Annotated in this window: 19 protein-coding genes, 1 tRNA gene and 1 pseudogene; 8 read left to right on the top strand and 13 right to left on the bottom strand. The window is 67.4% G+C overall.

The window, feature by feature from the left end; translation table 11 throughout:
- Positions 1-45: 45 nt before the first annotated feature.
- Positions 46-930 carry a 4-hydroxybenzoate octaprenyltransferase gene (gene ubiA, locus R4823_RS08620; RefSeq protein ID WP_087838215.1) on the bottom strand — a complete coding sequence of 295 codons (885 nt, stop codon included), beginning with the start codon at positions 928-930 and terminating at the stop codon, positions 46-48.
- A gap of 72 nt (positions 931-1,002) precedes the next feature.
- On the opposite strand from ubiA, the gene R4823_RS08615 reads away from it, so the two are divergent.
- Entirely contained in the window at positions 1,003-2,862 is a 1,860-nt protein-coding gene (locus tag R4823_RS08615; protein WP_087838214.1) for a hypothetical protein, read from the top strand.
- A gap of 33 nt (positions 2,863-2,895) precedes the next feature.
- Here the strand turns inward: R4823_RS08615 and R4823_RS08610 are convergent, their stop codons facing one another.
- From R4823_RS08610 to R4823_RS08590, 5 genes are all read right to left on the bottom strand, one after another.
- Positions 2,896-4,533: an AMP-binding protein gene (locus R4823_RS08610; RefSeq protein WP_087838213.1), complete on the bottom strand. Its 1,638-nt coding sequence runs from the start codon at positions 4,531-4,533 to the stop codon at positions 2,896-2,898.
- 199 nt (positions 4,534-4,732) lie between these two features.
- Positions 4,733-5,269, bottom strand: coding sequence for a Dps family protein (locus R4823_RS08605; protein ID WP_279813579.1), 537 nt, complete (start codon positions 5,267-5,269; stop codon positions 4,733-4,735).
- Between the two features lie 82 nt (positions 5,270-5,351).
- Entirely contained in the window at positions 5,352-6,296 is a 945-nt protein-coding gene (locus R4823_RS08600; protein ID WP_338618249.1) for a LysR substrate-binding domain-containing protein, read from the bottom strand.
- A 13-nt stretch (positions 6,297-6,309) separates the two neighbouring features.
- Entirely contained in the window at positions 6,310-8,316 is a 2,007-nt protein-coding gene (gene recG / locus R4823_RS08595) for an ATP-dependent DNA helicase RecG (RefSeq protein WP_338619142.1), read from the bottom strand.
- A gap of 70 nt (positions 8,317-8,386) precedes the next feature.
- Entirely contained in the window at positions 8,387-8,776 is a 390-nt protein-coding gene (locus R4823_RS08590) for a Rid family detoxifying hydrolase (RefSeq protein ID WP_338618247.1), read from the bottom strand.
- Between the two features lie 207 nt (positions 8,777-8,983).
- Between R4823_RS08590 and R4823_RS08585 the strand changes: the two genes are divergently transcribed.
- A complete protein-coding gene (locus tag R4823_RS08585) occupies positions 8,984-10,954 on the top strand; it encodes an APC family permease (RefSeq protein ID WP_338618245.1) in 1,971 nt (656 codons plus the stop codon).
- 59 nt (positions 10,955-11,013) lie between these two features.
- Positions 11,014-11,502 (top strand): SRPBCC family protein, encoded by a 489-nt coding sequence (locus R4823_RS08580; protein ID WP_087838208.1) that lies wholly within the window; start codon positions 11,014-11,016, stop codon positions 11,500-11,502.
- A gap of 6 nt (positions 11,503-11,508) precedes the next feature.
- Here R4823_RS08580 and R4823_RS08575 read toward each other — a convergent pair whose 3' ends face one another.
- Entirely contained in the window at positions 11,509-12,285 is a 777-nt protein-coding gene (locus R4823_RS08575) for a ferredoxin--NADP reductase (protein WP_087838207.1), read from the bottom strand.
- Positions 12,286-12,551: 266 nt separating this feature from the next.
- Between R4823_RS08575 and R4823_RS08570 the strand changes: the two genes are divergently transcribed.
- Positions 12,552-13,652 carry an NAD(P)-dependent alcohol dehydrogenase gene (locus R4823_RS08570; protein WP_338618244.1) on the top strand — a complete coding sequence of 367 codons (1,101 nt, stop codon included), beginning with the start codon at positions 12,552-12,554 and terminating at the stop codon, positions 13,650-13,652.
- Here the strand turns inward: R4823_RS08570 and R4823_RS08565 are convergent.
- From R4823_RS08565 to R4823_RS08545, 5 genes are all read right to left on the bottom strand, one after another.
- Positions 13,639-14,865, bottom strand: a complete 1,227-nt coding sequence (locus R4823_RS08565) for a type II toxin-antitoxin system HipA family toxin (protein ID WP_130360014.1) — start codon at positions 14,863-14,865, stop codon at positions 13,639-13,641. The genes R4823_RS08570 and R4823_RS08565 overlap by 14 nt on opposite strands.
- Positions 14,862-15,185, bottom strand: coding sequence for a helix-turn-helix transcriptional regulator (locus R4823_RS08560; protein ID WP_087838193.1), 324 nt, complete (start codon positions 15,183-15,185; stop codon positions 14,862-14,864). Before R4823_RS08560 ends, R4823_RS08565 begins: the two co-directional genes overlap by 4 nt.
- A gap of 212 nt (positions 15,186-15,397) precedes the next feature.
- Positions 15,398-15,473: transfer RNA gene (locus R4823_RS08555), tRNA-Ala, on the bottom strand.
- Between the two features lie 15 nt (positions 15,474-15,488).
- Positions 15,489-16,664, bottom strand: coding sequence for an alpha-hydroxy acid oxidase (locus R4823_RS08550; RefSeq protein WP_087838192.1), 1,176 nt, complete (start codon positions 16,662-16,664; stop codon positions 15,489-15,491).
- 10 nt (positions 16,665-16,674) lie between these two features.
- Positions 16,675-17,643, bottom strand: coding sequence for a tripartite tricarboxylate transporter substrate binding protein (locus R4823_RS08545; protein WP_087838191.1), 969 nt, complete (start codon positions 17,641-17,643; stop codon positions 16,675-16,677).
- A gap of 120 nt (positions 17,644-17,763) precedes the next feature.
- Here R4823_RS08545 and R4823_RS08540 point away from each other — a divergent pair.
- Positions 17,764-18,765: pseudogene (locus tag R4823_RS08540) on the top strand (phospholipase D-like domain-containing protein); the annotation flags it as partial.
- An 18-nt stretch (positions 18,766-18,783) separates the two neighbouring features.
- Here the strand turns inward: R4823_RS08540 and R4823_RS08535 are convergent.
- Complete coding sequence (locus tag R4823_RS08535) at positions 18,784-19,332, bottom strand: DNA starvation/stationary phase protection protein (RefSeq protein ID WP_087838189.1); 549 nt, start codon at positions 19,330-19,332, stop codon at positions 18,784-18,786.
- A gap of 284 nt (positions 19,333-19,616) precedes the next feature.
- Between R4823_RS08535 and R4823_RS08530 the strand changes: the two genes are divergently transcribed.
- The 3 genes from R4823_RS08530 (at position 19,617) to R4823_RS08520 (ending at position 24,829) form a co-directional block, all read left to right on the top strand.
- Entirely contained in the window at positions 19,617-20,783 is a 1,167-nt protein-coding gene (locus R4823_RS08530; protein ID WP_132980376.1) for an MFS transporter, read from the top strand.
- Positions 20,784-20,938: 155 nt separating this feature from the next.
- Positions 20,939-22,537, top strand: a complete 1,599-nt coding sequence (locus R4823_RS08525; protein WP_338618238.1) for a glucan biosynthesis protein D — start codon at positions 20,939-20,941, stop codon at positions 22,535-22,537.
- Between the two features lie 72 nt (positions 22,538-22,609).
- Positions 22,610-24,829, top strand: coding sequence for an FUSC family membrane protein (locus R4823_RS08520; protein WP_338618237.1), 2,220 nt, complete (start codon positions 22,610-22,612; stop codon positions 24,827-24,829).
- Positions 24,830-24,853 lie beyond the last annotated feature (24 nt).

Here is a 24,853-nt window from a genome sequence, read left to right as displayed (position 1 = left end):
AAAGCGACGATTATATAGGCCGCCCACCCCGCCGAACCGTCCGCGCTAGCCCAGCAGCGTGGTCTGCACGAAGATGCCGGCGAACACCGAGAAACCGAACCAGGTGTTGTGCAGGAAGGCGCGAAAGCACGCCGCGCGGTCGCGATGGCGGATCCACCACAGGTGGCGCACGGCGATGGCGGCGGCGCCCGCCAGCCCCGCCGCGTAGGCCCATCCGTAGTCCAGCATGGCGCCGACCACGCCCAGCAGCGCCAGGGTCGCCGCATAGCATACGCCCACGGCGGCCACGTCCCACTTGCCGAAGGTGACGGCGGAGGTGCGCAGGCCGAGTTTGAGGTCGTCGGGCCGGTCCACCATGGCGTACTCGGTGTCGTAGGCGATCGCCCAGAAGATGTTGGCCGCCAGCATGATCCAGCCTTCCAGCGGCACGGTCTCGAGCACGGCCGCATAGGCCATGGGGATGCCGAAGCCGAAGGCGATGCCCAGGTAGGCCTGGGGGATGGCGAAGAAACGCTTGAACTTGGGATAGGTGACGGACAGGAACACGGCCACCACGGACAGGGCCCAGACCAGGTGGTTCATGGGCAGGATCAGGAGCAGCGCCAGCAGCGTCAGCGCCAGCGTCACGCCCAGCGCCTCGCGGCCCGAGATCAGTCCCGACGTCAGCACCCGGTCGCGCGTGCGCTCGACGTGCAGGTCGACGTCGCGGTCGAAATAATCGTTGATGCCGCAGCCGGCCGATCGCATCAGCACCGTACCCATCACGAAGGCGAACACAAAATACAGCGACGGCCCGCCCTTGCTGGCGGCCCACAGGGCCCACAGCGTGGGCCAGACCAACAGCAGGATGCCGATCGGCTTGTCCAGGCGCACCAGGCGCATGTACAGGCCCAGGCGGTGGGAAAGGGAGACGGGAAACGTAGGGTCCATGGCGTTATGGTACCAGCGCCTCTCACTGGATCGGGTGATGCGTGCCCGCCCTGAGTTGCCTAGAATCCGCGCATGAGAAAAATCCTGCTCGCCTCCGCGCTGTGCGCGACGCTCGCCGGCTGCGCCACCGTGGAGCCCGCCGGCACCGCCCAGTCATCCCAATCCTTGGCGGCGGCTCAAGCTGCCTTCCAGCAGATCCAATGGGGCTTTCTACAGCCCTACATCGGCCACCTGTACGTCAACGACGATGGCGACTGGCTGCAGGTAATGGCGGACCCGGCCCAGGGCGCGCTCGCCATCAGGCTCTACACGGCCAACAACCTGCGAGACTCCAGCGCGATCCGGCTACTCGTACGCCCCACGGCCCAGCCGGACACCTACCACATGCTGATCGAGCAATCCGGCATGTTCAGCGACGACCAGGCGACCATCCGCTTCGACGAAAGCGGGCGCATGAAAATCCTGAACGGCTCGCTGAACGATCTGCAACTGTCCCTGGCCGACGCTGCCGCGCATTTTTCCTATCGCGCGTCGGCCGCCTCGTTCCACATGAGGCCCAAGCCGCTGCGCCGCGACGTCTATACCCTGCCCGACGGCGGCACGATCCCCGTCAGCCTGGACCCGGCCTCCCCCTACCAGCAATTGCGCGCCGCCTCGCCGTTCGGCATCTGGGAACAAAGCGTGGGGCAGACCTTCGTCAGCCGCATCGTCCTGTTGAAAATCGACAAGGACGACGCAGGCAACCTGGTTTTCCAGTACAGCCTGCCCGACGGATCGAACCCCGGCCGGGAGGTCTTTCAGGCGCCATCCAGTACGGACCCCAGGGCATTGCGCGTACTGAGCATGCCGAACCGGCCCGCGGGTTCCTTCGACAGCAGGCAACTGACGCTGTCGGCGGATGACCGCCTGATCCACCGATTCACGGGCACGGAAAACATCTTCACCTACAACGGCGACTATCTGAACATCTACATCAACCGCGGCGATTCCATCCGGATCATGAGCCGGGCGCAGGGGCCGGACGATGACTCGCCGTCGACAGGGAACAATATCTATCTTCCCGTGACCCGCGAGCGCCTGGCCGCGGCGATGGAAAACCGCGAGCGCCAGCAAGTCGAGCGCGAACGGGACCGCATATATGCCCAGCGCCGCGCCGCCGAGCGGGCGGCCGAATCCCAGGCCACGACGAACGCCATACTGAGCGGCCTGGCCAGCGGCTTCCAGCAGGCCAACCAGAGCAACCAGCGCATGGCGCAGCAGTCCCGCGACTTCGAACGCGACCTGAACCAGAAGCTGCGGCAGATCGAACAGCAGAAACAGCAGCGCGACCGCGAAGCCGCCGCGCATGCCGACCGGATCATGGCGGCCAACGCCGCGGCTGCGCAGACCCGCGCGGCGTCCGCGCCGACATCCACGGCCTCTTCCCCGCCGCAACGAACCGCGGCCGCGGCACCGGCGGCATCAGCGAGCGCGCAGGAAGCCCAGCGCAAGCAGGAAGAACAGCGCAAGGCCGAGGAAGCCCGCGCCGCGGAACAGGCCAGGCTGGCCAAGGAAAAACAGCGCGAGGAAGAAACCCGCAGGAAGGCGGAGCTCGCCCGCCAGGAACAGGAACGCCGGACCCAGGCGCTGCTGGATCATCTCGCCGCCGAGCGGCGCGCCATACGCCTGCAGGCGGCCCAATGCCCCGCCAAGGGGGGACTGCCCTCGGTGATCGGCATCCGGCCCCGCGTGCAGCCCAAGGTCGCCAACTGCATCACGGTGCATTTCGAAGCCCGCTGCCCCGCCGACCGTCCCGGCACGGGAATGACCGGGTCGATCTGGGCCTACAACGGCATGGGCAATTGCACCGAAACCGGCGACCTGCCGCGCAAGCTGGCCTGCGACGTGCGGGAAGCCGTGGTCGAGGTCACGAACGTGACCACCTGCCAATAACAGCGGCGGGGCCCTGCCGGGCCCCGGACACCGCTAGTTCAGCCCGCGCAGCGCGAAGCGCTTGAGCTTGCCCGTTTCGGTACGGGGCAAGGCGTCGACGAAGCGGATGACGCGCGGGTACTTGTAGGGAGCGATGGTGCGCTTGACGTGCTCCTGCAGGGTCTTGGCCAGATCGTCTCCAGGCGCGAAGCCGGGGCGCGGCACGACGAAGGCGGTGACGACCTGGCCGCGCTCTTCGTCGGCGACGCCGATCACGCCGCATTCGGCCACGGCCTCGTGCTGGAGCAAGGCGCTTTCGACCTCGGGGCCGGCGATGTTGTAGCCGGCCGAGATGATCATGTCGTCGGTGCGGGCCTGGTAGTACAGGTAGCCGTCCTCGTCCATCATGAAGGAATCGCCGGTCAGGTTCCAGCCCTGGCGCACGGCGTTGGCCTGGCGGTCGTCGGCCAGGTATTTGCAGCCGGTGGGGCCGCGCACGGCCAGGCGGCCGACGGTGCGGGGCGGCAGCGGCTGCATGGATTCGTCGACGACGCAGGCTTCGTAGCCGGGCACCACCTTGCCGATGGCGCCGCGGCGCACGTCCTGGCCGGCGCTGGAGATGAAGATGTGGATCATCTCGGTGCTGCCGATGCCGTCGGTCATTTCCACGCCCGTGGCCTGCTTCCAGCTCTGGCGCGTGGCGTCGGGCAGCGCCTCGCCGGCCGAGACGGAATGGCGCAGGCTGGAGATGTCGTAGCCCGAGGCCAGGGCCGCCATCTGGCGGTAGAAGGTAGGCGCGGTAAAGACGATGGTGGCGCGGGTGGCCTGGATGGTCTCCAGCAGCGAGGCCGGCGTCAGCTTCTCGGACAGCACGGTGGACGCGCCCGCGCGCAGCGGGAAGCACAGCATGCCGCCCAGGCCGAAGGTGAACGCCAGCGGCGGCGTGCCGCAGAAGATGTCGTCGGGCGTGGCCTGCAATATCGACCGCGGGAACAGGTCGCACATCGCCAGCACGTCGCGGTGGAAATGGATGCAGCCCTTGGGGCTGCCCGTGGTGCCGCTGGTGAAGGCGATCAGGCAGACGTCGTCGCCGGCCGTGTCGCAGGCGGGAAAGGAGGCGGACTTGTCGCGCGCCAGGGCCTCCAGCGATTCGGGACCGTCGTCATTGAAGAAACGGGCCTGGGTCAAGGTGGGACAGTGGGTCGGGCCGGGCCGCATGCAGGCGTCGATCTCGTCGCGCAAGCGCACGTCGCACAGCGCCGCGCTGACCTGCGCCTTGTCGATGACGGGCTTGAGCTCCACCGCGCGCAGCAGCGGCATGGTGGGCACCGCCACCAGACCCGCCTTGATCGTGGCCAGGAGGGCGATCGCCATGGCCGGATTGTTCGGGCCGCGCAGCAGGACCCGGTTGCCCGGCACCAGGCCCATGTCCTCGACCAGGACATGCGCCAGGCGGTCCACCCGCTGCTGCAACTCGGCATAGGTGATGGCCGAAGGCTTGCCGTCGGTCACCGTCCAGATGGCTGGGCGCCGGCCGTGCCCCGCCGCCACCGCGCCGTCGACCAGCTCGGCCGCGCAATTGAAGCGGGCGGGATAGCGGACGGCGGGATGGTCGAGCAGGAATGCCGGCCAGGCCTCGGGCGGCGGCAGATGATCGCGCGCAAAGGTATCGAGATGCCCCGAGCGTTCCATGAGTGGTCTCCAGCGGTATGCGCGGCCTCCTGGCCGGGCAGTGACGGGTCGAAGATTAATTTAACTTAAAATTTTTAAACCTCAAATAATTTTCCGCATCCGGACAAGGAAAAAACATAGAAAAAATCCCTGCATCGCGTCGCCCGCGAGGCAGGGATTTCCATGACGCGGCGCCGGGACCGGCGCCCGGGCCTCGGGGTTATTGCAGCAGGCTGCGCAGCATCCAGGCGGTCTTCTCGTGGAATTCCAGGCGCTGGGTCAGCAGGTCGGCGGTCGGCTCGTCGTTGGCGGCATCGGCCACCTTGAGGATGTTGCGGGCGGTCTTGGCCACCGCCTCGTGCCCCACCACCAGTTGGCGCACCATTTCCAGTGCCTCGGGCACGTCGGCCGGCTCGCTGATCGTGGTGAGCTTGGCGAACTCGCGGTAGGTGCCCGGCGCGAAGTGCCCCAGCGCGCGGATGCGTTCGGCCACGTCGTCGATGGAGTTCCACAGGTCGGTGTACTGGGTCATGAACATGGCATGCAGGGTGTTGAACATCGGCCCCGTCACGTTCCAGTGGAAGTTGTGCGTCATCAGGTACAGCGTATAGGTATCGGCCAGCAGCTTGGACAAGCCCCCGGCCACCGCGGCGCGGTCCTTGTCCGAGATGCCGATGTCGATGCGCAGCGCACCGGCGGCCGAGCGGGCCGCACCGCCATTGCTTGCGGGTTTCTTGGCAGATGCTTTCTTCACCATTGTTGACTCCTTGTCAAAGTCGAAACCGACGTCACAGGATACTAGATTGGGATGATACGTGGCATGACAAGCGCCGCCCGGCTCAGGCCGTCTGCGCGCTGGACTCCAGCATGGTCACGCCGTTCAGCCGACAGGCATGGATCGCGGCGATCAGGGTGTCGATGGCGGCGGTGCGGGGGAAGCTCTTGCGCCACGCCAGCACCACGCGCCGATCGGGCACCGGGTCCTCGAAGGGGATGTAGCGCAGCAGGTCGCGATCGTCGGGCTGGGCCGGGATCGACGACATGGGCAGCACCGTGATGCCTATGCCCGAGGCCACCATGTGGCGGATGGTCTCCAGCGACGACCCCTCGAAGGTCCGCTGTATGCCCTCGGTGGTCGCCGAAAAGCGCGACAGCTCGGGACACACCTCCAGCACCTGGTCGCGGAAGCAATGGCCCGTGCCCAGCAGCAGCATGGTCTCGCTCTTGAGCTCCTCGGCCTTGACGTGGCTGCGGCTGGCCAATGGATGGCCCTTGGGCACGGCCACCACGAAGGGTTCGTCGTACAGCGGCTGGATCGTCAGCCCGGCGTCGGGCAGCGGCAGGGCCATGATGGCGCAATCGATCTCGCCCTGGCGCAGCAGCTCCAGCAGCCGCGTGGTGAAGTATTCCTGCAGCAGCAGCGGCATCTGCGGCGCGCTCTCGATCAGGCGCGGCACCAGTTGCGGCAGCAGGTAGGGACCGATGGTGTAGATGACGCCCACCCGCAGCGCGCCGGACAAGGGATCGTGCCCCTGCTTGGCGATCTCCTTCAGGTTGGCGCTTTCCTCCAGCACCTTCTGGGCCTGGGCCACGATGCGCTCGCCGATGGGCGTCACGCCCACCTCGGTGCCGCCCCGCTCGAACAGCGTCACGCCCAGTTCGTCCTCCAGCTTGCGGATGGCCACCGAAAGCGTGGGCTGGCTGACGAAACAGGCTTCGGCGGCACGGCCGAAATGCCGCTCCCGCGCCACCGCCACGATGTACTTCAGTTCAGTCAGGGTCATCTCTCGCCTCTTTTCAAGCCTTGAGGAAATCTTCGCGCCCGCGCATCCATCGCGCCAGGTGGGCGGACACCACGTCCTGCGCGCGCGCCTGCAACTCGGCGGCGGCTTCGTGCGCCTGCTCGGCGATCTCCAGGTCGGCGTCCAGGTCGGCGAACCGCATCAGCGCCAGGCCCGATTGCCGCACGCCCAGGAACTCGCCGGGCCCGCGCAGTTCGAGGTCGCGCCGCGCGATCTCGAAGCCGTCGGTGGTTTCATGCATGGTGCGCAGCCGGGCCTTGGCGACCTGCGACAGCGGCGCCTGGTACATCAGCACGCACACCGACTCGGCCGCGCCCCGCCCTACCCGGCCGCGCAACTGGTGCAGTTGCGCCAGGCCGAAGCGTTCGGCGTGCTCGATCACCATCAGCGAGGCATTGGGCACGTCCACGCCGACCTCGATCACGGTGGTGGCCACCAGCAGGTCGAGCTCGCCATCCTTGAAGGCCTGCATGACGGCCGCCTTCTCGGAAGTCGGCAGCCTGCCATGCACCAGTCCCACGCGCAGTTCGGGCAGCGCCTGCCGCAGCGTCTCGAAAGTGTCGACGGCGGTCTGCAGTTCCAGCGTCTCGCTTTCCTCGACCAGCGGGCACACCCAATACACCTGGCGACCGGACCGGGCCGCCTCGTGGATGCGCGCGACCACCTCGTCGCGGCGCGTGTCCGACAGCAGCTTGGTGATGACCGGCACCCGGCCCGGCGGCAGCTCGTCGATGACCGACACGTCCAGGTCGGCGAAGAAGGTCATCGCCAGCGTGCGGGGAATGGGCGTGGCGGACATCATCAGTTGATGGGGGAAGACCTCGTCTTCGCCGCCCTTGTTGCGCAGGGCCAGCCGCTGGCCCACGCCGAAGCGGTGCTGCTCGTCGACGATGGACAGGCCCAGCCGCGCGAACTGCACGTGCTGCTGGATCAGCGCCTGCGTGCCCACCGCCAGCGGCGCCTCGCCGCTTTCTATCAGCGCGGCCGCCTCGCGCCGCGCCTTGGGGGTCAGGCTGCCGGTCAGCCAGGCCACCTTCACGCCCAGCGGCTCCAGCCAGCCGACCAGCTTGCGGAAATGCTGTTCGGCCAGGATCTCGGTGGGCGCCATCAGCGCCGCCTGGTAGCCGTTGTCTATCGCCTGCGCGGCGGCCAGCGCCGCCACCACGGTCTTGCCGCTGCCCACGTCGCCCTGCAGCAGCCGCTGCATGGGGTGCGGCCGGGCCAGGTCGGCGGCGATCTCGTCCCGCACCCGCTGCTGGGCGCCGGTCAGCTCGAACGGCAGCGCGCGCAGCAGCCGCGCCACCAGGCCGTCCGACGCGGTGGAGCGCGCCAGCGGCGGCGCCCGCTTGTCCAGCCGGGCGGCGCGCGCACGCGCCAGCGACAGTTGCTGGGCCAGGAGCTCGTCGAACTTGATGCGCAGCCAGGCCGGATGCGCGCGATCGATCAGGGGCTGCGTGGCCACGTCGGGCGGCGGCGCATGCAGCAGGCGCACGGCCTCGCCGAAAGGCATCAGGCCATACCGTTGCAGCAGCGCCTCCGGCAGCGTGTCGCGCAGATCCGCCTGCTGCAGCGCCGCGGCAACGGCCTTGCGCAGCGTGGCCTGCGGCAGCCCCTCGGTGGTGGGATAGACCGGCGTCAGGCGATCCGGCAAGGGCGTGTCGCCGTCGGCGACCGTGGTGCGCGGGTGCACCATCTCCATGCCGAAGAAACCGCCGCGCGCCTCGCCCCGGGCGCGAATGCGGCGCCCCACCGCCAGTTGCTTCTGCTGGCTGGGATAGAAATTCAGGTAGCGCAGCGCGAGTTCGCCGGTGTCGTCCTCGATCGCGGCCACCAGTTGGCGCCGCGGCCGGTAGGCGACCTCGCAGCGCGTCACCACGCCCTCGACCTGCGCCCACATGCCCGGCAGCAACCGCTTGATCGGCGTCAGCTGCGTCTCGTCCTCGTAGCGGATGGGCAGGTGCAGGACGAAGTCGTCCGCGACGCGCAGCCCGAGCTTGCGCATCTTGCGCTGCTGCGGCGTCAGTTCGCTTTCGTCCTGGACGGCGGGGCGCGCGCTCATGTACCGGCCCGGTTCAGATGACCAGGATCGCCTCGACCTCGAACTCGGCGCCCTTGGGCAAGGCGGCCACCCCCACCGTGGAGCGGGCGGGGAAAGGCTGGGGAATCAGTTGCGCCATGATGTCGTTGGCCGTGCCGAACTTGGACAGATCCGTCAGGAACAGCGTCAGCTTGACGATCTGGTCCAAGGTGCCGCCCGCCTGGCGCACCACCGCTTCCATGTTGGCGAAGGCCTGGCGCACCTGGGCCTCGAAACTGCTCGTCTCGAGCTGGCCGGTGGCGGGAATCAGGCCGATCTGGCCCGACAGGTACACGGTCCTGCCGGAAGCGCGCACAGCCACGGCCTGGGAATACGGGCCGACGGCCGCCGGCGCGGCGTCGGTATGGATGATCTGCTTGCTCATGCTTGCCTCGAGAATTGGGGGATCGCGCCCATGGACGCCTATGCATAAAGCTATCAGAAATTCGTTTGTCATAGTGCCCGCCCCGCCACAGGGTAACAATTTCCCTGTTGCTAGAATGGCCTTCAAAGCGCGATTTCTTCCAAAAGCGTACGCTGCGCGCCGCGCGATCAAGAAGCCACCGACACCAGGCAGCAGGAACCCCTTCGTATGAAAGCAACTTCATGGCGCGAGCGTCTGCTGGGCAAGGCCCGGGACCCGCTGTCCCCGGATACCCGGCATTCCCTCGCGCTGGCGGCCTTCCTGGCCTGGGTGGGGCTGGGCGCGGACGGCCTGTCCTCGTCGTCCTACGGCCCCGAGGAAGCGTTCCGCGCCCTGGGCACCCATACCCATCTCGCCCTGTTCCTGGCCATCGCCACGGCCATCACGGTGTTCGTGGTCGCGCTGGCCTACAACCAGGTCATCGAACTGTTCCCCACCGGCGGCGGCGGCTACCGGGTTTCGACCGCGCTGCTCGGCCCGACGGCCGGGCTGGTATCCGGTTCGGCGCTGATCGTGGACTACGTGCTGACCATCGCCATTTCCGTGGCCAGCGGCACCGACGCGCTGTTTTCGCTGCTGCCCGCCAGCTGGCAGACCTTCAAGCTGTGGACCGCCTGTGTGATGGTGCTCCTGCTGATATGGCTGAACCTGCGTGGGGCCAAGGAAAGCATCAAGGTCCTCCTGCCCATCTTCGCCGGCTTCGTGGTCACGCACGCCATCCTGATCGCCTGGGGCATCTTCGCCCACGCCGAGGGCCTGCCGCTGCTGATTCCCGACACGATCAGGGAAGTACGCGAGTTCTCGCAGGAGGCCGGCTGGTTCTTCGTGCTGGCGGTATTCCTGAAAGCCTATTCGCTGGGCGGCGGTACCTATACCGGGATCGAGGCGGTCTCCAACAACGTCGATCGCCTGGCCGAGCCGGTCGTCCACACCGGCAAGGCGACCATGCTGCTGATGGCCATCAGCCTGGCCTTCACCGCCGGCGGCATCATCCTGCTGTACCTGCTGTGGAACGCCACGCCCGTGGAAGGCCAGACGCTGAACGCCGTGGTGTTCGGCAACGTGCTGAGCGAGATGGGCTTCGGCGACGGCAACCTGGTCGGGGCGCTGACCGTGGTGCTGGCCTTCGAGGCCGGCCTCCTGTTCGTGGCCGCCAACACCGGCTTCCTGGGCGGCCCCTCGGTGCTGTCCAACATGGCCTCCGACTCCTGGATGCCGCACCGGTTCCGCTACCTGTCGAACCGGCTGGTCACCGAGAACGGCATCCTGCTGATGGGCATCTCCGCCTTCGCCATCCTGCTGCTGACCGGCGGCAAGGTATCCGTCCTGGTGGTGCTGTACTCGATCAACGTGTTCCTGACCTTCACGCTGTCGCTGGCCGGCCTGTCGCTGTACTGGATACGGAACCGCCACAAGCCCCTGCACAAGAAGCACTGGCGCCAGCGCCTGGCCCTGTCGCTGGTGGCCGTCACCATCACCAGCTCCATTTTGGTCGTCACCATCGTCGAAAAATTCTTCGAAGGCGGCTGGGCCACGCTGCTGATCACCAGCGTGCTGATCTTCATCTGCCTGGGGATACGGGCCCACTACCGCGAAACGCGGCGACGCATCGCCGCGATCGACGACATCTTCGCCGACCAGTCCTTCGGCTCGGACTGCTCGCCGCCCGCGCTCGACCCCTACGCGCCCACGGCCGCCTTCCTGGTCGGCTCCAGCCGCGGCGGCGGCCTGCATGCGCTGCTGTGGGTACAGCGCATGTTCCCGGATCACTTCAAGAACTTCATCTTCATCAACGCACGGACCGTGGACGCGCAGGTCTACGGCGGTCCCGAAGCCATGGAGGCGATGAAGCTGCAGGCCACCACCTCGTTGAAATTCTTCGAGCGTTTCTGCAACAGCTACGGCATGGCCGCGACCAGTCGCCTGGGGTTCGGCACCGATGCCGTGCAGACCCTGGAAAAGCTCATCACCGAAGTGCTGCAGGAATACCCCAACACCATCGTCTTCGCCAGCAAGCTGGTGTTCAAGCGCGAGAATTTCGTCACCCGCCTGCTGCACAACCAGGCCATCAATTCGCTGCAGCGGCGCATGCACGTCAACGGCCAGCAGCTGATGGTGCTGCCGATGCTCATCGACTAGCGCCCGGGCGCGCCGGAGCGCGGTATCCTTAGGAGAATCTTCCGGGAACCGCGCTCTCCATGCTTCGCTTCGAACACCTCATCCAGATCAACGATCCGCTCGTGCCCCTGCTCACGCCGCTGACGCGCGAGCAGATTTGGCGCGGGCTGTTCATCCGGGCCCACGAACCCACGGAATTCGTCATGGGACTGGAAAGCTGCACCATCGAGGCGGAAGCGGTCGGGCAGGAGCACACCGTGCTCAAGCGCGTGCTCGACTTCGGGCCCTTCCAGGTCCACGACGAGGTCACGCTGACGCCCATGCGCCAGGTCAAGGTGCTGGCCACCGCCACCGAGCTGTGGCCGCGCAGCGAAGCCACGGTCCGCATCGAGGAACCCGAGCCCGACGTGCTGTTCCTGCGCTTCATCTACGAACTGGACCTGCAGGACGGCCACAGCGAACTGGACGATACCGTGGTGGCCCTGCGCAAGCAGGCCTACATCGCAGCCGACATGGACACGGTCCAGCGCATCCGGGAGCTGGCCGAGTCGGGCCGGCTCGTGCACTGACCCGGCTTACTTTTCGACGAAAGCGCGCTCGACCACGTAGTCGCCGGCATGGCCGGTATGCTCGGACGCCTTGAAGCCCAGGCCATCGAGGATGGCGGTGACGTCGGCCAGCATGTGCGGGCTGCCGCACAGCATGGCGCGGTCGTGCTCGGGATTGATGGGAGGCAGGCCGATGTCCGCCGCCAGCTTGCCGCTGGTCAGGAGATCGGTGATGCGGCCCTGGTTGCGGAACGGCTCGCGCGTGACCGTGGGGTAATAGATCAGCTTGTCGCGCACCATTTCGCCGAAATATTCGTTGCCCGGCAGTTCGCTGCCGATGTAGTCCGAATAGGCCAGTTCGCTGACCCAGCGCACGCCATGCACCAGCACCACTTTCTCGAAGCGTTCGTAGACGTCGGGATCCTTGATGATGCTCATGAACGGGGCCAGGCCCGTGCCCGTGCCGAACAGGTACAGGTTCTTGCCGGGCAGCAGGTCGTCCACCACCAGGGTGCCGACGGGCTTGCGGCTGACCAGGATGGAATCGCCTTCCTTCAGGTGCTGCAGGCGCGACGTGAGCGGGCCGTTGGGCACCTTGATGCTCAGGAACTCGAGGTGTTCCTCGTAGTTGGCGCTGGCGATGCTGTAGGCGCGCATCAGCGGCTTGCCTTCGACTTCCAGGCCGATCATGACGAAATGGCCGTTGTGGAAACGCAGCGCGGGATCGCGCGTGGTCTTGAAGCTGAAAAGCGTCTCGTTCCAGTGGTGAACGCTCGTGACGCGTTCGGTATTGAAAGCGGCCATGGCCTGTCGGATCCCATCTAGATAGTCGGGCCAGTTTACCAAACCAGGACTGGCCGTCGGACGTAAACCTTAGATTTTATGCGGATTAGCGGGCAGTAAGGCGAAATTGGCCGCATCTTATGAACATGGGTTTTAAGCATATTGCCAATGGCCCGGGTAACCCACTGTTTCCTTCAAATCATGGCCGCGACTGATCTGTATCAATCAGACTGTCGAAGATCTCCTGTGTAATGTTTCCTCCCCCCTTACCTTCCGGAGGCCTGACGATGACTGCCATGATGAAAGCCGCCGTGTTCGTTGCACCCGGGCGCATCGAGATCGCGGACAAGCCCATCCCCGACGTGGGCCCGAACGACGCCCTGGTCCGCATCACCACCACCACCATCTGCGGCACCGACATCCACATCCTGAAGGGCGAATACCCCGTCGCGCCGGGCCTGACCGTGGGCCACGAGCCGGTGGGCGTGATCGAGAAGCTCGGCAGCGCCGTGGCCGGCTACCGGGAAGGCCAGCGCGTCATCGCCGGCGCGATCTGCCCCAACTTCAATTCCTACGCCGCCCAGGACGGCGCGCCCTCGCAGGACGGCAGCTACCTGGTGCCGCAGGGCCTGTGCGGCTGCCACGGCTACAAGGCCACCGCCGGCTGGCGCTTCGGCAACCTCATCGACGGCACCCAGGCCGAATACGTGCTGGTGCCCGACGCCCAGGCCAACCTCGCCCCCATCCCGGACGGCCTGACCGACGAACAGGTGCTGATGTGCCCGGACATCATGTCCACCGGCTTCAAGGGCGCCGAGAACGCCAACATCCGCATCGGCGACGTCGTGGCCGTGTTCGCCCAGGGCCCCATCGGCCTGTGCGCCACCGCCGGCGCCCGGCTGTCGGGGGCGACGACCATCATCGCCGTCGACGGCAACCCGCACCGACTGGACATCGCCCGCAAGCTGGGGGCGGACGTCGCCCTGAACTTCCGCGAATGCGACGTGGTGGACGAGATCATGAAGCTGACCGGCGGCCGCGGCGTGGACGCCTCGATCGAGGCCCTGGGCACCCAGTCGACCTTCGCGTCCGCGCTGCGCGTGCTCAAGCCGGGCGGCACCCTGTCCAGCCTGGGCGTCTATTCCGAGGACCTGACCCTGCCGCTGTCGGCCTTCGCCGCCGGGCTGGGCGACCACAAGATCAATACCGCGCTGTGCCCGGGCGGCAAGGAACGGATGCGGCGGCTGATCAACGTGCTGGAATCCGGACGCCTGGACCTGGGGCTGCTGGTGACCCACCAGTTCAAGCTGGACGACATCGTGGCGGCCTACGAGTTGTTCGCCAACCAGCGGGACAATGTGCTGAAGGTGGCGGTCAAGCCGCACTAACGGGAACGCGCTTTCCGGGCTTGGCGCGGGGTCCTATGTCCGCCAGCCCGGCCCCCCACGCGGCCAGCATGTTCTGCGCAACATCGCGAAAACCCGGGTAACGCGCGGCATGACCAGCTATCATCGGCGCGATCTTGTGCACGGCTTGCGTGATCCGTTCGCGCGCCTCGTCCATGTCCGCCTTGCTCAGGCCCAGCCGCGTGGCCCCGTAGATCGCAAGCATGCTGCCCGACGCCCACACGCGCTTGCCTTGCACGGGCAGCGCGGGCAGGTTCGTCGCAAACCTCGGATAGACGGTGCTGCTCAGGACGTCGTAGACCGGCGCCAGCCGGACGTCGTCGACGTCGGTATAGACCAGCGCGAAGTTTTTCAGATGCGCATCGGCATTGCGAACGGCGTAGTTCAGCAATATCAACGCATAGAGGCGGCGTGCCGCCTCCTTGAATGCCGCGCGCGGCACGTAGGCGCGGGTGAGCTTGGCCAGGTCCTCCAGCGTCCCCTTGTATTTATTGACGGCGTCATTGGGCTTGAGCGCGCAGTAGTCCTCGACCGCAAGCATCCGGCCGTCGGCGGTACGGTCGAAGCGTCGTACCGCCAGTACCTGCCCGTCGTCGGACAGCCTGGTCTCGGGTACCTCGAGACCGGCCTCTCGGGCGACCTCGAGGCAAAGGAACTCGTTGATCGCCAGTCCCGGCAGATCATCGAAACCCGTCTTCAGGATGAACTCGTCCGTCCAGACCGTCGCCCTATCCTCGGGCCGCACGAGCGCCTTGGGCATGACGCCGGACACCCCTTCCGCCACCCCGCCCTCCAGCAGCCGCAGCAGGTTTTCCCGCGAATTGGCCGACGCGAGCAGTCCGGCCATGTCGGCCTTGCTGGAGGCCGCAGCGAGCGTGGCGCCTCGCGGCACCACCTGGACGCGTCCGATCGTGTTGGCGCCCGTCAGCGCAAGCAGGCCGAAATCGCTGACGTCAGCATGCGGGCCCAGGCGGCGAATCATCAGGTCTTTCTTGAAGCCCTCCGGCAGATTCATCTGGAAGAAGGGGTGCAGCGTTTTCCAGTCGTACGATGCCGCCCGCACCGGCATGAGCAGCGAAACGAAGCGATCCGGCGGCGTATCGGGCAAATAGCTGAAGACATACCTGGCCGCTTCCTCGGCAAGCGTCCCCACCAGCTCGCCGCTCACATGGACATCGAGCGTCGCGCGGCTCATGGCTGGCGCTTCGTGGTTTTCGGGCCGCGCGCGGAGCGCTTGCGCACCCGCTGGCGCATGGAGGTATCGCCCGCCTCGGCAGGCTCGGCCAGAACGTCGTCGAGCGTGCGCTGATGCCCCGGCGGACGGGCGATCAACTCCAGCCCCACGGCGTCGAAAAGGCTCAGCATTTTGACTGCGCCGATTTCAGGTAACGCCCCCGTCTCGAACATGCTGATGCGGCCGCGCGCCACGCCGCTCATCTCGGCGACCTGCTGTTGAGTCAGATCGGCCGCCATGCGGGCGCTACGGAAGGCTTCCCCCAACTCGGCAAGGTTCATGTTCTATATCCGGGACACTATCAGCGAAAAACGCGATAATGAATCGTATATCAGACATTATAGCAACTGCAAGCCCATGCTCTTTATTTGAGACATTACGAGGTCAGAACAACATAATGTCTCATATTCATTACATAAAATCGAAGGCATTGCCCAAAACAAAAACGACGTCCGCATCGCAAGATGCAGTACGTCGTTTTTGAATGAAACCTTGGTGGAGCGGAGGAGGATCGAACTCCCGACCTTCGCATTGCGAACGCGACGCTCTCCCAGCTGAGCTACCGCCCCACGTGCAGACAGCAACTATACCGTATTTTTTCGATACGTGCGTGGCGCCTCGAACAACAGATCCGGACCGATCTCTGGCACGCGGCGGGCGCCGCAAAGCTGCATGCCGCGCTGGAACTCCTCGCGCAGGATGTCCAGCGCACGGGCGGCACCCGCCTCGCCCGCGGCGATCGCGCCCCACAGCGTGGCCCGCCCCACCAGCACGGCGTTCGCCCCCAGCGCCAGCGCCTTCAGGATGTCGCCGCCGCGCCGCACGCCGCCATCGACCAGCACCTCCATGCGGCCGGCGGCGGCCTGCGTCACGCCGGGCAGTGCGTCCAGCGTCGCCGCCGCGCCGTCCAGTTGCCGGCCGCCATGATTCGACACGACCACGGCATCGCAGCCCATCCGCGCCAGCCTGTCGGCGTCGTCCGGGCGCAGCACGCCCTTCACGATCAGCTTGCGCGGCCACTGGTCGCGCAGGGCCTCCAGGCGCGCCCAGTCGAACGAGGGATCGTAGCTGCGGCCCACCGACGAGGCCAGGCGCGTGGCGTCGGCGCCGGGCGCTTCCAGGCCCTTCAGGCTTTCCATCACGGGCAGGCCGCGGCACAGCATGTCCAGCGCCCAGACCGGCCGGCTGGCGAAGTCGCGCAGGTTGCGCGCGGTGTAGTGGAAGGGGAAGGACAGGCCGTTGCGGGAGTCGCGCTCGCGCTTGCCGCCCACGGGCAGGTCGACGGTGATCATCAGGCCTTCGTAGTCCGCCGCCCGCGCGCGGGCGATCAGCGACTCCAGCAACGGCCGGTGGCGCAGGATGTAGGCCTGGAACCACAGACGTCCCGGCGCGGCATCGGCGATCTGCTCGATCGAGGCGGTGGCCGAGGTCGACAGCGTATAGGGCACGCCCGCCCGGGCGGCGGCGCGGGCGATGGCGATGTCGCCGCCGCGGCGGCCGAACCCCACCGCGCCGGTAGGTGCGACGGCCAGCGGCAGGCTGGACGGGGCGCCCAGTACCCGCGCGCTGGTGTCTACCGCCGAGACGTCGACCAGCGCGCGTGGCGCCAGCCGTACGCGCCGGAAGGCCGCGCAATTGTCGGCCAGCGTCAGTTCGTCTTCGGCGCCACCGTCGAAGAAATCGAAAATGGCGCGGGGCAGGCGGCGCCGCGACGCGCGGCGCAGGTCTTCGATACTGCAGGCACGTGGCAGTCCGGTCATGGCCTCGCGCCTATTCCGCCGTGATGCCGGCGGCCTTGATCACCTCGGCCCAGCGCTTCTGGTCCTGGACCAGGAACTTGCCGAACGCCTCGGGCGTATCGCCGATGACCTCCGCCCCCAGTTCCTTCAGGCGCTTCTGCACGTCGGGCTGCCGCAGCGCGTCGACCATGGACTGGTTCAGCTTCCGCACCACCGGCTGCGGCGTGCCGGCCGGCGCCAGCAATCCCACCCACGGCGCCGTGTCCTGGAAGTCGGGGAAGCCGACGTCGGCCATCGTGGGCACGCCGGGAAACTCGGCGCCGGCCTGCGGCGTCCCCACCGCCAGCACTTTCAGGCGCTTCTCCTGGACGTTGGCGGCCACGCCTATGATGGGATAGAACATGAACGAGACGCGCCCCGCGATGACCTCGGTCAGCGCCGGGCCGTTGCCGCGGAACGGCACGTGGATCATGCGCGCCTTGGCCATGGTCGACAGCATGGCGCCCGCCAGGTGGGCCGACCCGCCGTTGCCCGCGGAACCATAGCTGATGGTGTCCGGCTTGGCGCGCGCCTGCTCGATCAACTGCTTCATGGACTGGATGGGCGACTGGTAGGCGGTGACCGCGACCATGGGCAGCGACGCCGCGTTGGAAACCGGCGCGAAGTCCTTCAGCGGGTCGTAGCCGGCCTTGGCGCCCAGCAGGAGCCAGTTGACGTTGTGCGACAGCGAGGCGAACAGCACGGTGTATCCGTCCGCCCCGGCCGCCGCCACCTCGCGCGTGGCGATCAGCGAGTTGGCGCCCGCCTTGTTTTCCACCACCACGGGGTGCCCCAGCGAACGCGTCATTTCCTGCGCCAGCACCCGGGCGATCACGTCGGTGGGCCCGCCGGCCGCGAAGCCGACGATCATGCGTATGGGCCGGTCCGGATAGGCGCCGGCGGCCGATCCCGCGGCGGCGGCCAGCGTGGCGGCCAGCAACAGTGTCGATGTCTTTTTCATTGGGGTCTCCTCCTCGTGGTCTCCAGCGTCATGCCGCCGCAACGAAATACCGGTCGGCCATGACCTGGCAGCGCTTGATCAGGCGGGGCTCGTCCGGGCCATAGTCGGCCACGGCATTGTGTCGTGGGCGGCCGCAACATCGGCGACGAATACTTCGGCGCCACCGATGGCGTGCTGTTCGCCGACCTCGACGTGCTGGCCGTGGGCGGCATCGTGAACGAGGTCTCGGCGGACTTCGACCGCTACTGGGCCAGCGTCTCGGCCTATCCGGTCGCCCAGTTGCTTGCTCCCGTCCCGGCCGCCAGGCTGGACGAGCTGGCGACCGATTCGGCCTCGATCGAGGCCAGCCCGGCCGCGGCCGCCTATGTGCGGGCCATGCGCGAGCAACCCTTCGTGCGCGACCTGCTGGCGGGCACGCTGCCGCTGACCTGGGCCCCCGCGCGCATGGTCAGCGACGACCCGGCCAAGGCGCAGGGCCAGGCCACGCCCGATGGACTGCTGGCCCATCAACTGGCCGCCATCATCGGCACGCCGGAAAAGGAACTGGACCTGGTGTCGCCCTACTTCGTGCCGGGCGCCCAGGGGACCGAAGCTTTCGCGGCCATGGCGCGACAGGGGGTGAAGCTGCGGGTGCTGACCAATGCGCTGGAGGCCACCGATGTGCCTGTCGTGCATTCGGGCTATGCCCGGCGGCGCAAGGACCTGCTGGAGGCGGGCGTGCGCCTGTATGAAATGCGCAGCAACTCGCACCACAGCGGCAGGCCCGAAGGCAAGCCGCTGTTCGGCAGTTCGGGCTCCAGCCTGCACGCCAAGACCTTCGGCGTGGACCGTACCCGGGCTTTCATCGGATCCTTCAATTTCGATCCGCGCTCGGCCAACCTGAACACGGAGCTGGGTTTCGTCATCGACAGCCCCGAGCTCGCCAGCCGGATTTCCGAGGCATTCGACACCACCATACCGGACAGTGCCTACGAGGTCGGCCTGGCGCCGGAAGGCGGCCTGTACTGGCTCGAGCGCCGGGACGGCCGCACCATCCGGCACGACACCGAACCCGGCACCGGCCTGCTCAAGCGGCTGGCGATCCGGCTGATGTCATGGCTGCCCATCGAACCCCTGCTGTGACGCGGGCCGGTCCCGCCGTCAATGCCCGGTGCCGTCGGAATTGCGGCTGGCCTCGAACAGGAACCACGTGCGCCGCTCGGCCTCGTCTATCCAGTTCTCGATCAGGCTGGCGGTGGCGATGTCGCGATGGGTGTCGCAGATCTCGTGCGCCTCGCGCAGGTGGCTGGCCAGGGTCTTGTTGTCCTCGCGCAGCTCGGCGAGCATGTCCAGCGGCTGGACGTAGTCCGCGTCGTTGTCCAGGATGCGCTGCAGCTTGGCGATATGGCCGATGGACTTGATGGTGGGCCCGCCTATCTTGCGCACGCGTTCGGCGATGACGTCGGTCATGGCGAAGATCTCGACGCCTTGCTCGTCCAGCAATACGTGGTAGTCGCGGAAGTGCGGACCGCTCATGTGCCAGTGGAAATTCTTGGTCTTCAGGTACAGGGCGAAGACGTCGGCCAGGATACCGTTGAGCACGCCGCTGAGTTCGCGCGTCGCTTCCGCGCCGAGGTCGGTGGGGGTGGCCAGCGGGGCCGCGCGGCGCTTCTTCAACTTGCCTTGACGTTCGGTGTCCATTCGCTTCATGGCATGCTCCAGGGGAGAGGTGAGGCGGGGCGCGGGGGCGCAGGCCGCGATGGCCGTACCCGCCGTCCGATTATGAAAGGCATGGGACGCCAGATCAACCGAGCGCCCGACTAATGGTAAACCCGTAGCCCATCCATGAATGGGTGTAGACTAGTGCGCTCTCGTATTCCGGCCGGCGGCAAGGACTCCACCGCCCGCCGCCCCATCCTGAGCCCTGCCGCTTGAACTCCGACTCCCCTTCGCTTCCGGCATCGACGCGCTCGCTCTGGAAAGCCCGCGCGCTCGTGACGATCTCGCTCATGACCGGCGTCATGGGCAGCAGCGTTCCCACGCCGCTCTATCCGCTCTACCAGGCGCAACTGCACCTGCCCTCGTTCACCACCACGGCGATCTTCTTCGCCTATGTGGTCGGCGTGCTGAGCGCGCTGCTCGTCGGCGGCCGCCTGGCCGACAGGGTCGCGGACCGCCGCCGGCTGCTGCTGCCCGCGCTGGCCATGGTGGCGACCGGCGCGATCCTGCTGGCCCTCGCCCATAACCTGGGCATGCTGCTGGCAGGCCGCCTGCTGGCGGGCCTGGGCACCGGCACGCTGACCGGCGCGGCCAACGCCGCGCTGCTCGATCTGGAACCGCCGCAGCACAAGCAGCGCGCCGCGCTGTTCGGCACGGCGGCCTTCACGCTGGGTTCCATCCTCGGGCCGATCCTGAGCGGCGTGGCCCTGCAAGCGGGGCTCTACCCCACCGTCCTCCCTTTCCTGGTCATCGTCTCGATCGCCCTCGCCGTCGGTCATGGGCTGTGGCGCCTGCCGCTGCGCCGGACCGCCCCGCCGGCTCCGGCGCAGCATTCGCCGCAGGCCGTGCATGCGTCCGCCCGCGCCCTGCCCGCCCGGCGCGTCACCCAGTTGATGCTGCTCTGCTGCATCACGCTGTCCATCGTCTGGGGGGTCGGCTCGTCGCTGATGGCGATGGGACCGTCGCTGGGCGAGAAACTGCTGGGCATCCACGACTATGCGCTCAGCGGCTATGCCAGCTCGCTGCTGGCGGCCTGCGCCGGCACCGCGCAATTCCTCAGCCAGCGTACGTCCAGCACGTCCGCCTTCCGCTACGGCAACGTGGTATTTGCCAGCGGACTGGCCTGCGCCGTCGCCTCGCTGCTGGCCACCCAGGCCTGGCTGATGGGCCTGGCGGTCCTGGTCACCGGCCTGGGGTTCGGCGCGGCGTTCATCGGCGCCGCGGGCATCGTCAACCAGATCGCGCCGCCCCAGCGGCGCGGCCTCATGGTCTCGCTGTTCTACATCGCGGGCTACATCGGCAACGCATGGCCCATGCTGCTGGGCTTCATCACCGACCACGCCGGTCCCATGACCGCCGCGATGACGCTGCTCCTTACCGCCATCGCCGCATCGGCGGGTTTCGTGATCCTGTCCCGCCGGCTGCTGCCTGTCCGCTCCTGACGAACGCGCGGTCCGCTGTCCCAAGTTACCCACCCCCGGTGTGGACAACTTTGGGGACAGCCGTGGGACTACACAAAAAAACCTTTTTTCACCAACGACTTACCCGACGTGATGAAAAATTGGGCACGCCGATGAAACCGGATGGCTCTCCCCCTATGACCGACCGACGTACCTTTCTCGTTACCGCCGGCGCCCTGGCCATGGCCGCCATGGGCTACGCACCGGCCGGTGCGGCGGCGCCGCTCAGGCTGGGCGCACGCGCGCCTTTCTCGTTCGACCACCTTGTGCGCCAAGCGCGCGAGGCCGCCACACGCCCGTTCCAGGCCACGCCCATGCCGAACTGGCCCATCCTGGAACGCCTGGACTATGCCGCCGTGGGAGAAATACGCTTCAAGCCGGACCATGCCCTGTTCGCCGACGGCCCGGGCCGGTTTCCGGTCACCTTCTTCCACCTGGGCCGGTTCTCGCCCACGCCGGTGCGCATGTACGTCCTGGACGGAGACGGGGCCGGCCAGGCGCGCGAGATCCTGTACGACGAAAGCTATTTCGACATGCCCGCCGACAGCCCCGCCCACGCGCTGCCCCCCGGCATCGGCTTCGCCGGCTTCCGCTTCCAGGAAAGCCGCGTGGCCGGCCCGGCCGCGCCGGACTGGCGCACGAACGACTGGGTCGCGTTCCTGAGCGCCTCTTACTTCCGCGCGATCGGCGAACTCTATCAATACGGCCTGTCGGCGCGCGGCATCGCGATCGATATCGCCGTCCCCGACCGCGCCGAGGAATTCCCCGCATTCACGCACATCTATTTCGTCCCGCCGGCGGCCGGCAGCGATACCGTCACGGTCTACGCCCGCCTGGACGGTCCCAGCATCACGGGCGCCTTCCGCTTCGACATGACGCGCGGCAAGGCGGTGCTGATGGACATCGACGCGGCCCTGTTCCTGCGCGGGGACGTCGCGCGCCTGGGAATCGCCCCGCTGACGTCCATGTACTGGTTCTCGGAAGTCTCCAAGCCCACCGCCATCGACTGGCGGCCCGAGGTGCACGACTCCGACGGGCTGGCGATGTGGACCCGCGGCGGCGAGTACATCTGGCGGCCCCTGAACAATCCGCCGCGCATCATGGCCTCGGCGTTCGGCGACGATAATCCGCGCGGCTTCGGCCTGCTCCAGCGAGACCGGAACTTCGACCACTACCTGGACGGCGTCCACTACGAGCGCCGCCCCTCGCTATGGGTGGAACCGCTGGGGGACTGGGGCCCGGGCGCCGTGCACCTGGTGGAGATTCCCACCGATGACGAGATCCACGACAACATCGTCGCGATGTGGGTCCCGGCCTCCCCGGCCAGAAAAGGCGACGAGCACCGGCTGAAGTACCGCCTGCACTGGACCGACCGCGAGCCCTACCCGCCGGCCACCGCGCGCTGCGTCGCCACGCGCCTGGGCAACGGCGGACAGCCGGGCCAGCCTCGGCCGCAGGGCGTGCGCAAGTTCATGGTGGAATTCCTGGGTGGCCCGCTGGCCGGCCTGCCCTACGGCGTCGCGCCCGAAGCCGTGCTGTGGGCGTCGCGCGGCAGCTTTTCCTACGTATACGTCGAGGCGGTGCCCGACGACATCCCCGGCCACTGGCGCGCCCAGTTCGACCTGACGGTGGACGGCACCGACCCCGTGGAGATGCGCCTCTACCTGAAGAGCGGCGAACTGACGCTGTCGGAGACGTGGCTGTACCAATACCATCCGCCGGGCAGCGGCGCCTGATCGCGCCGGGGACCTCCCCCGGCCGGCGGGTTTTCCAATAGACTCGCAGAACACCGCCCGGAATCCGCTTCGATGGATTACTCCACCAAGAACATCAAGAAATTCATCTACAGCCAGTACTTCTACATGGGGATCCGGCAGGCGTTGGGCGTGCTCATGCCTGCTCTGGTGCTGCTGGGGCTGTTCCATCACGCGGCCCTGGGGCTGGCGGCGACGTTTGGCGCCATGTGCGTGGCCATCGTCGACCAGCCCGGGCCCTTCCGGCACCGGCGCAACGAGATGCTGGGCTGCGCACTGCTGGGCACACTGGCGGCGGCCATCACCGCGCTCGCCTCGCCCTACCCGCTGGCGCTGAGGATCGCGGTGATCGCGCAGTGCTTCGGCTTCTCGCTGCTGGCGGTGTACGGCCGCAAGGGCGGGCTGATCGGCTTCGGCTGCCTGCTGCTGATGACGCTGACCATGCACGACGTCCTGGACGCGCGCGCCGCCGCCCTGCACACCGCCGCCGTCCTGGTCGGCGGCCTGTGGTACACGGCGTTCAGCCTGGCCGTGAACCGGCTCCTCTGGTACCGGCAGGCGCAGCAGGCGATCGCCGTCTGCATCTTCGCCTCGGCCGAGTACCTCGAAGCCAAGGCCCGCTTCTACGATCCGGACGTCGACATCGAAGACAACTACCGGCAACTGATCGCCCGCCAGGCCGCCGTGGCCGAACAGCAGGAAGCCGCGCGCGACGTGGTGCTGCGCGAACTGCCCCGCCGCTCCGATCGCCGGCGCGACCAGTACCGGACCATGCTGTTCAATCTGTTCATCGACATCGTCGACCTGCACGAGACCATGGTCGCGGTCCATACCGACTACCTGCTGCTGCGCAGGATGTTCAAGGATTCCGACCTGCTGGTTTTTTTCCGCGACCTGCTGCACAAGCTCTCGCAGGACACCGAGGCCGTGGGCCTGGCCGTGACGCAAGGCATGCCCAGCAAGAGCAGGGTCACCGTCAAGGCCGAAGTGCGAGCCATCGAATACGAGATCGAACTGCTCAAGCAGCGCGGCTTCCCCGAGGCCGAGCCGGAAGCCTACGCCGCGCTGATCTCGACCTTCCGCCGCGCCCGCAACGCCGCCTACATCGTCGACCGGCTGCGCCGCCACACCGACGTCGCTCACCTGGACGAACCGGGCTCGCTCCAGGTCGACGCCTCGCTGCAGCGCTTCCTGTCCCGCCAGGACTTCAAGCTGGGCCGCCTGAGCAGCAACTTCCGATGGAGCTCGCCGTATCTCCGGCACGCACTGCGGGTCACCCTGGCGGCGGCGATAGGCATGACCATCTCCAGCGAGTGGCTGATGCCGCACCATGCCATCCACGGCTACTGGGTGGTGCTGACCATACTCGTCATCATGAAGCCCGGCTTCGCCCTGTCCAAGCAGCGCAACCTGCAGCGCCTGGCCGGAACGCTGATCGGCTGCGCCCTGGTCCTGGCCCTCCTGTTCTTCGTGCACAACAAGTTCGTGCTGCTGGCGGCGATGTTCGTGGCGGTCGTCATGGCCAACAGCCTGGTGCTGCTGTACTACGTCGGCAGCTCCGCCTTCAATACCGCCTTCGTGCTGCTGAGCTTCCACTTCCTGGCGCCGGGCTCGCTCATGGTGGTGGGCGAGCGGGCCATCGACACGCTGGTCGGCTCGGCCATCGCGCTGGCCTGCAGCTACGTCTTCCCCTATTGGGAATACCGGATGCTGCGGCCGCTGCTGCGGCGCGCGATCGAGGCCAATCGCCATTACCTGATGGCCAGCCTGGGACTGGCCGGCACTTCGGTCGACAACGTCGAGATGCACCAGGAAAACGTCGACTACCGGCTGGCGCGCAAGAACGTGCACATCGCGTTCGGCAACTTCACCAACTCGTTCTACCGGATGATGCTGGAGCCCAAGTCCAAGCAGCGTTCACCGGCGCAGTTGAACAGCCTGGTCATCCAGTTGCACGACATGGCCGCGCAGGTGGGCGCGGCGGCGCCGCTGATCGCCGCGCTGCCTTCGCTGCCGCCGCCGATGACAGAGACGGTCGCGACGGTGGACCGCCTGCTGCGCGACGCCAACGCCGGCAAGCCGCCCCAGCCGGACGAGGACGACCAGCTCAAGCAGCTGACCCGCGACATGGACGGCGCCGTGGCGGCCGCCCAGGCCGGCACCGCGCCGGCCGACGCCGAGCGCGTGCTGGTCTTGCAGCAGCTCGCCTACCAGATCAAGCAGATGGCCAAGACCGCGCTGCTGATACGCGCCACGGTCCCGCAGGTGCACTAGGGCCAGTTCCCGCTAAAAGGAGGC

It is taken from the genome of Pigmentiphaga sp. CHJ604, from assembly GCF_036972535.1.
Lineage (GTDB): Bacteria > Pseudomonadota > Gammaproteobacteria > Burkholderiales > Burkholderiaceae_B > Pigmentiphaga > Pigmentiphaga daeguensis.
Note: the sequence above shows the minus strand (reverse complement) of the source record. Positions and strands in the feature narration are given on the sequence as shown.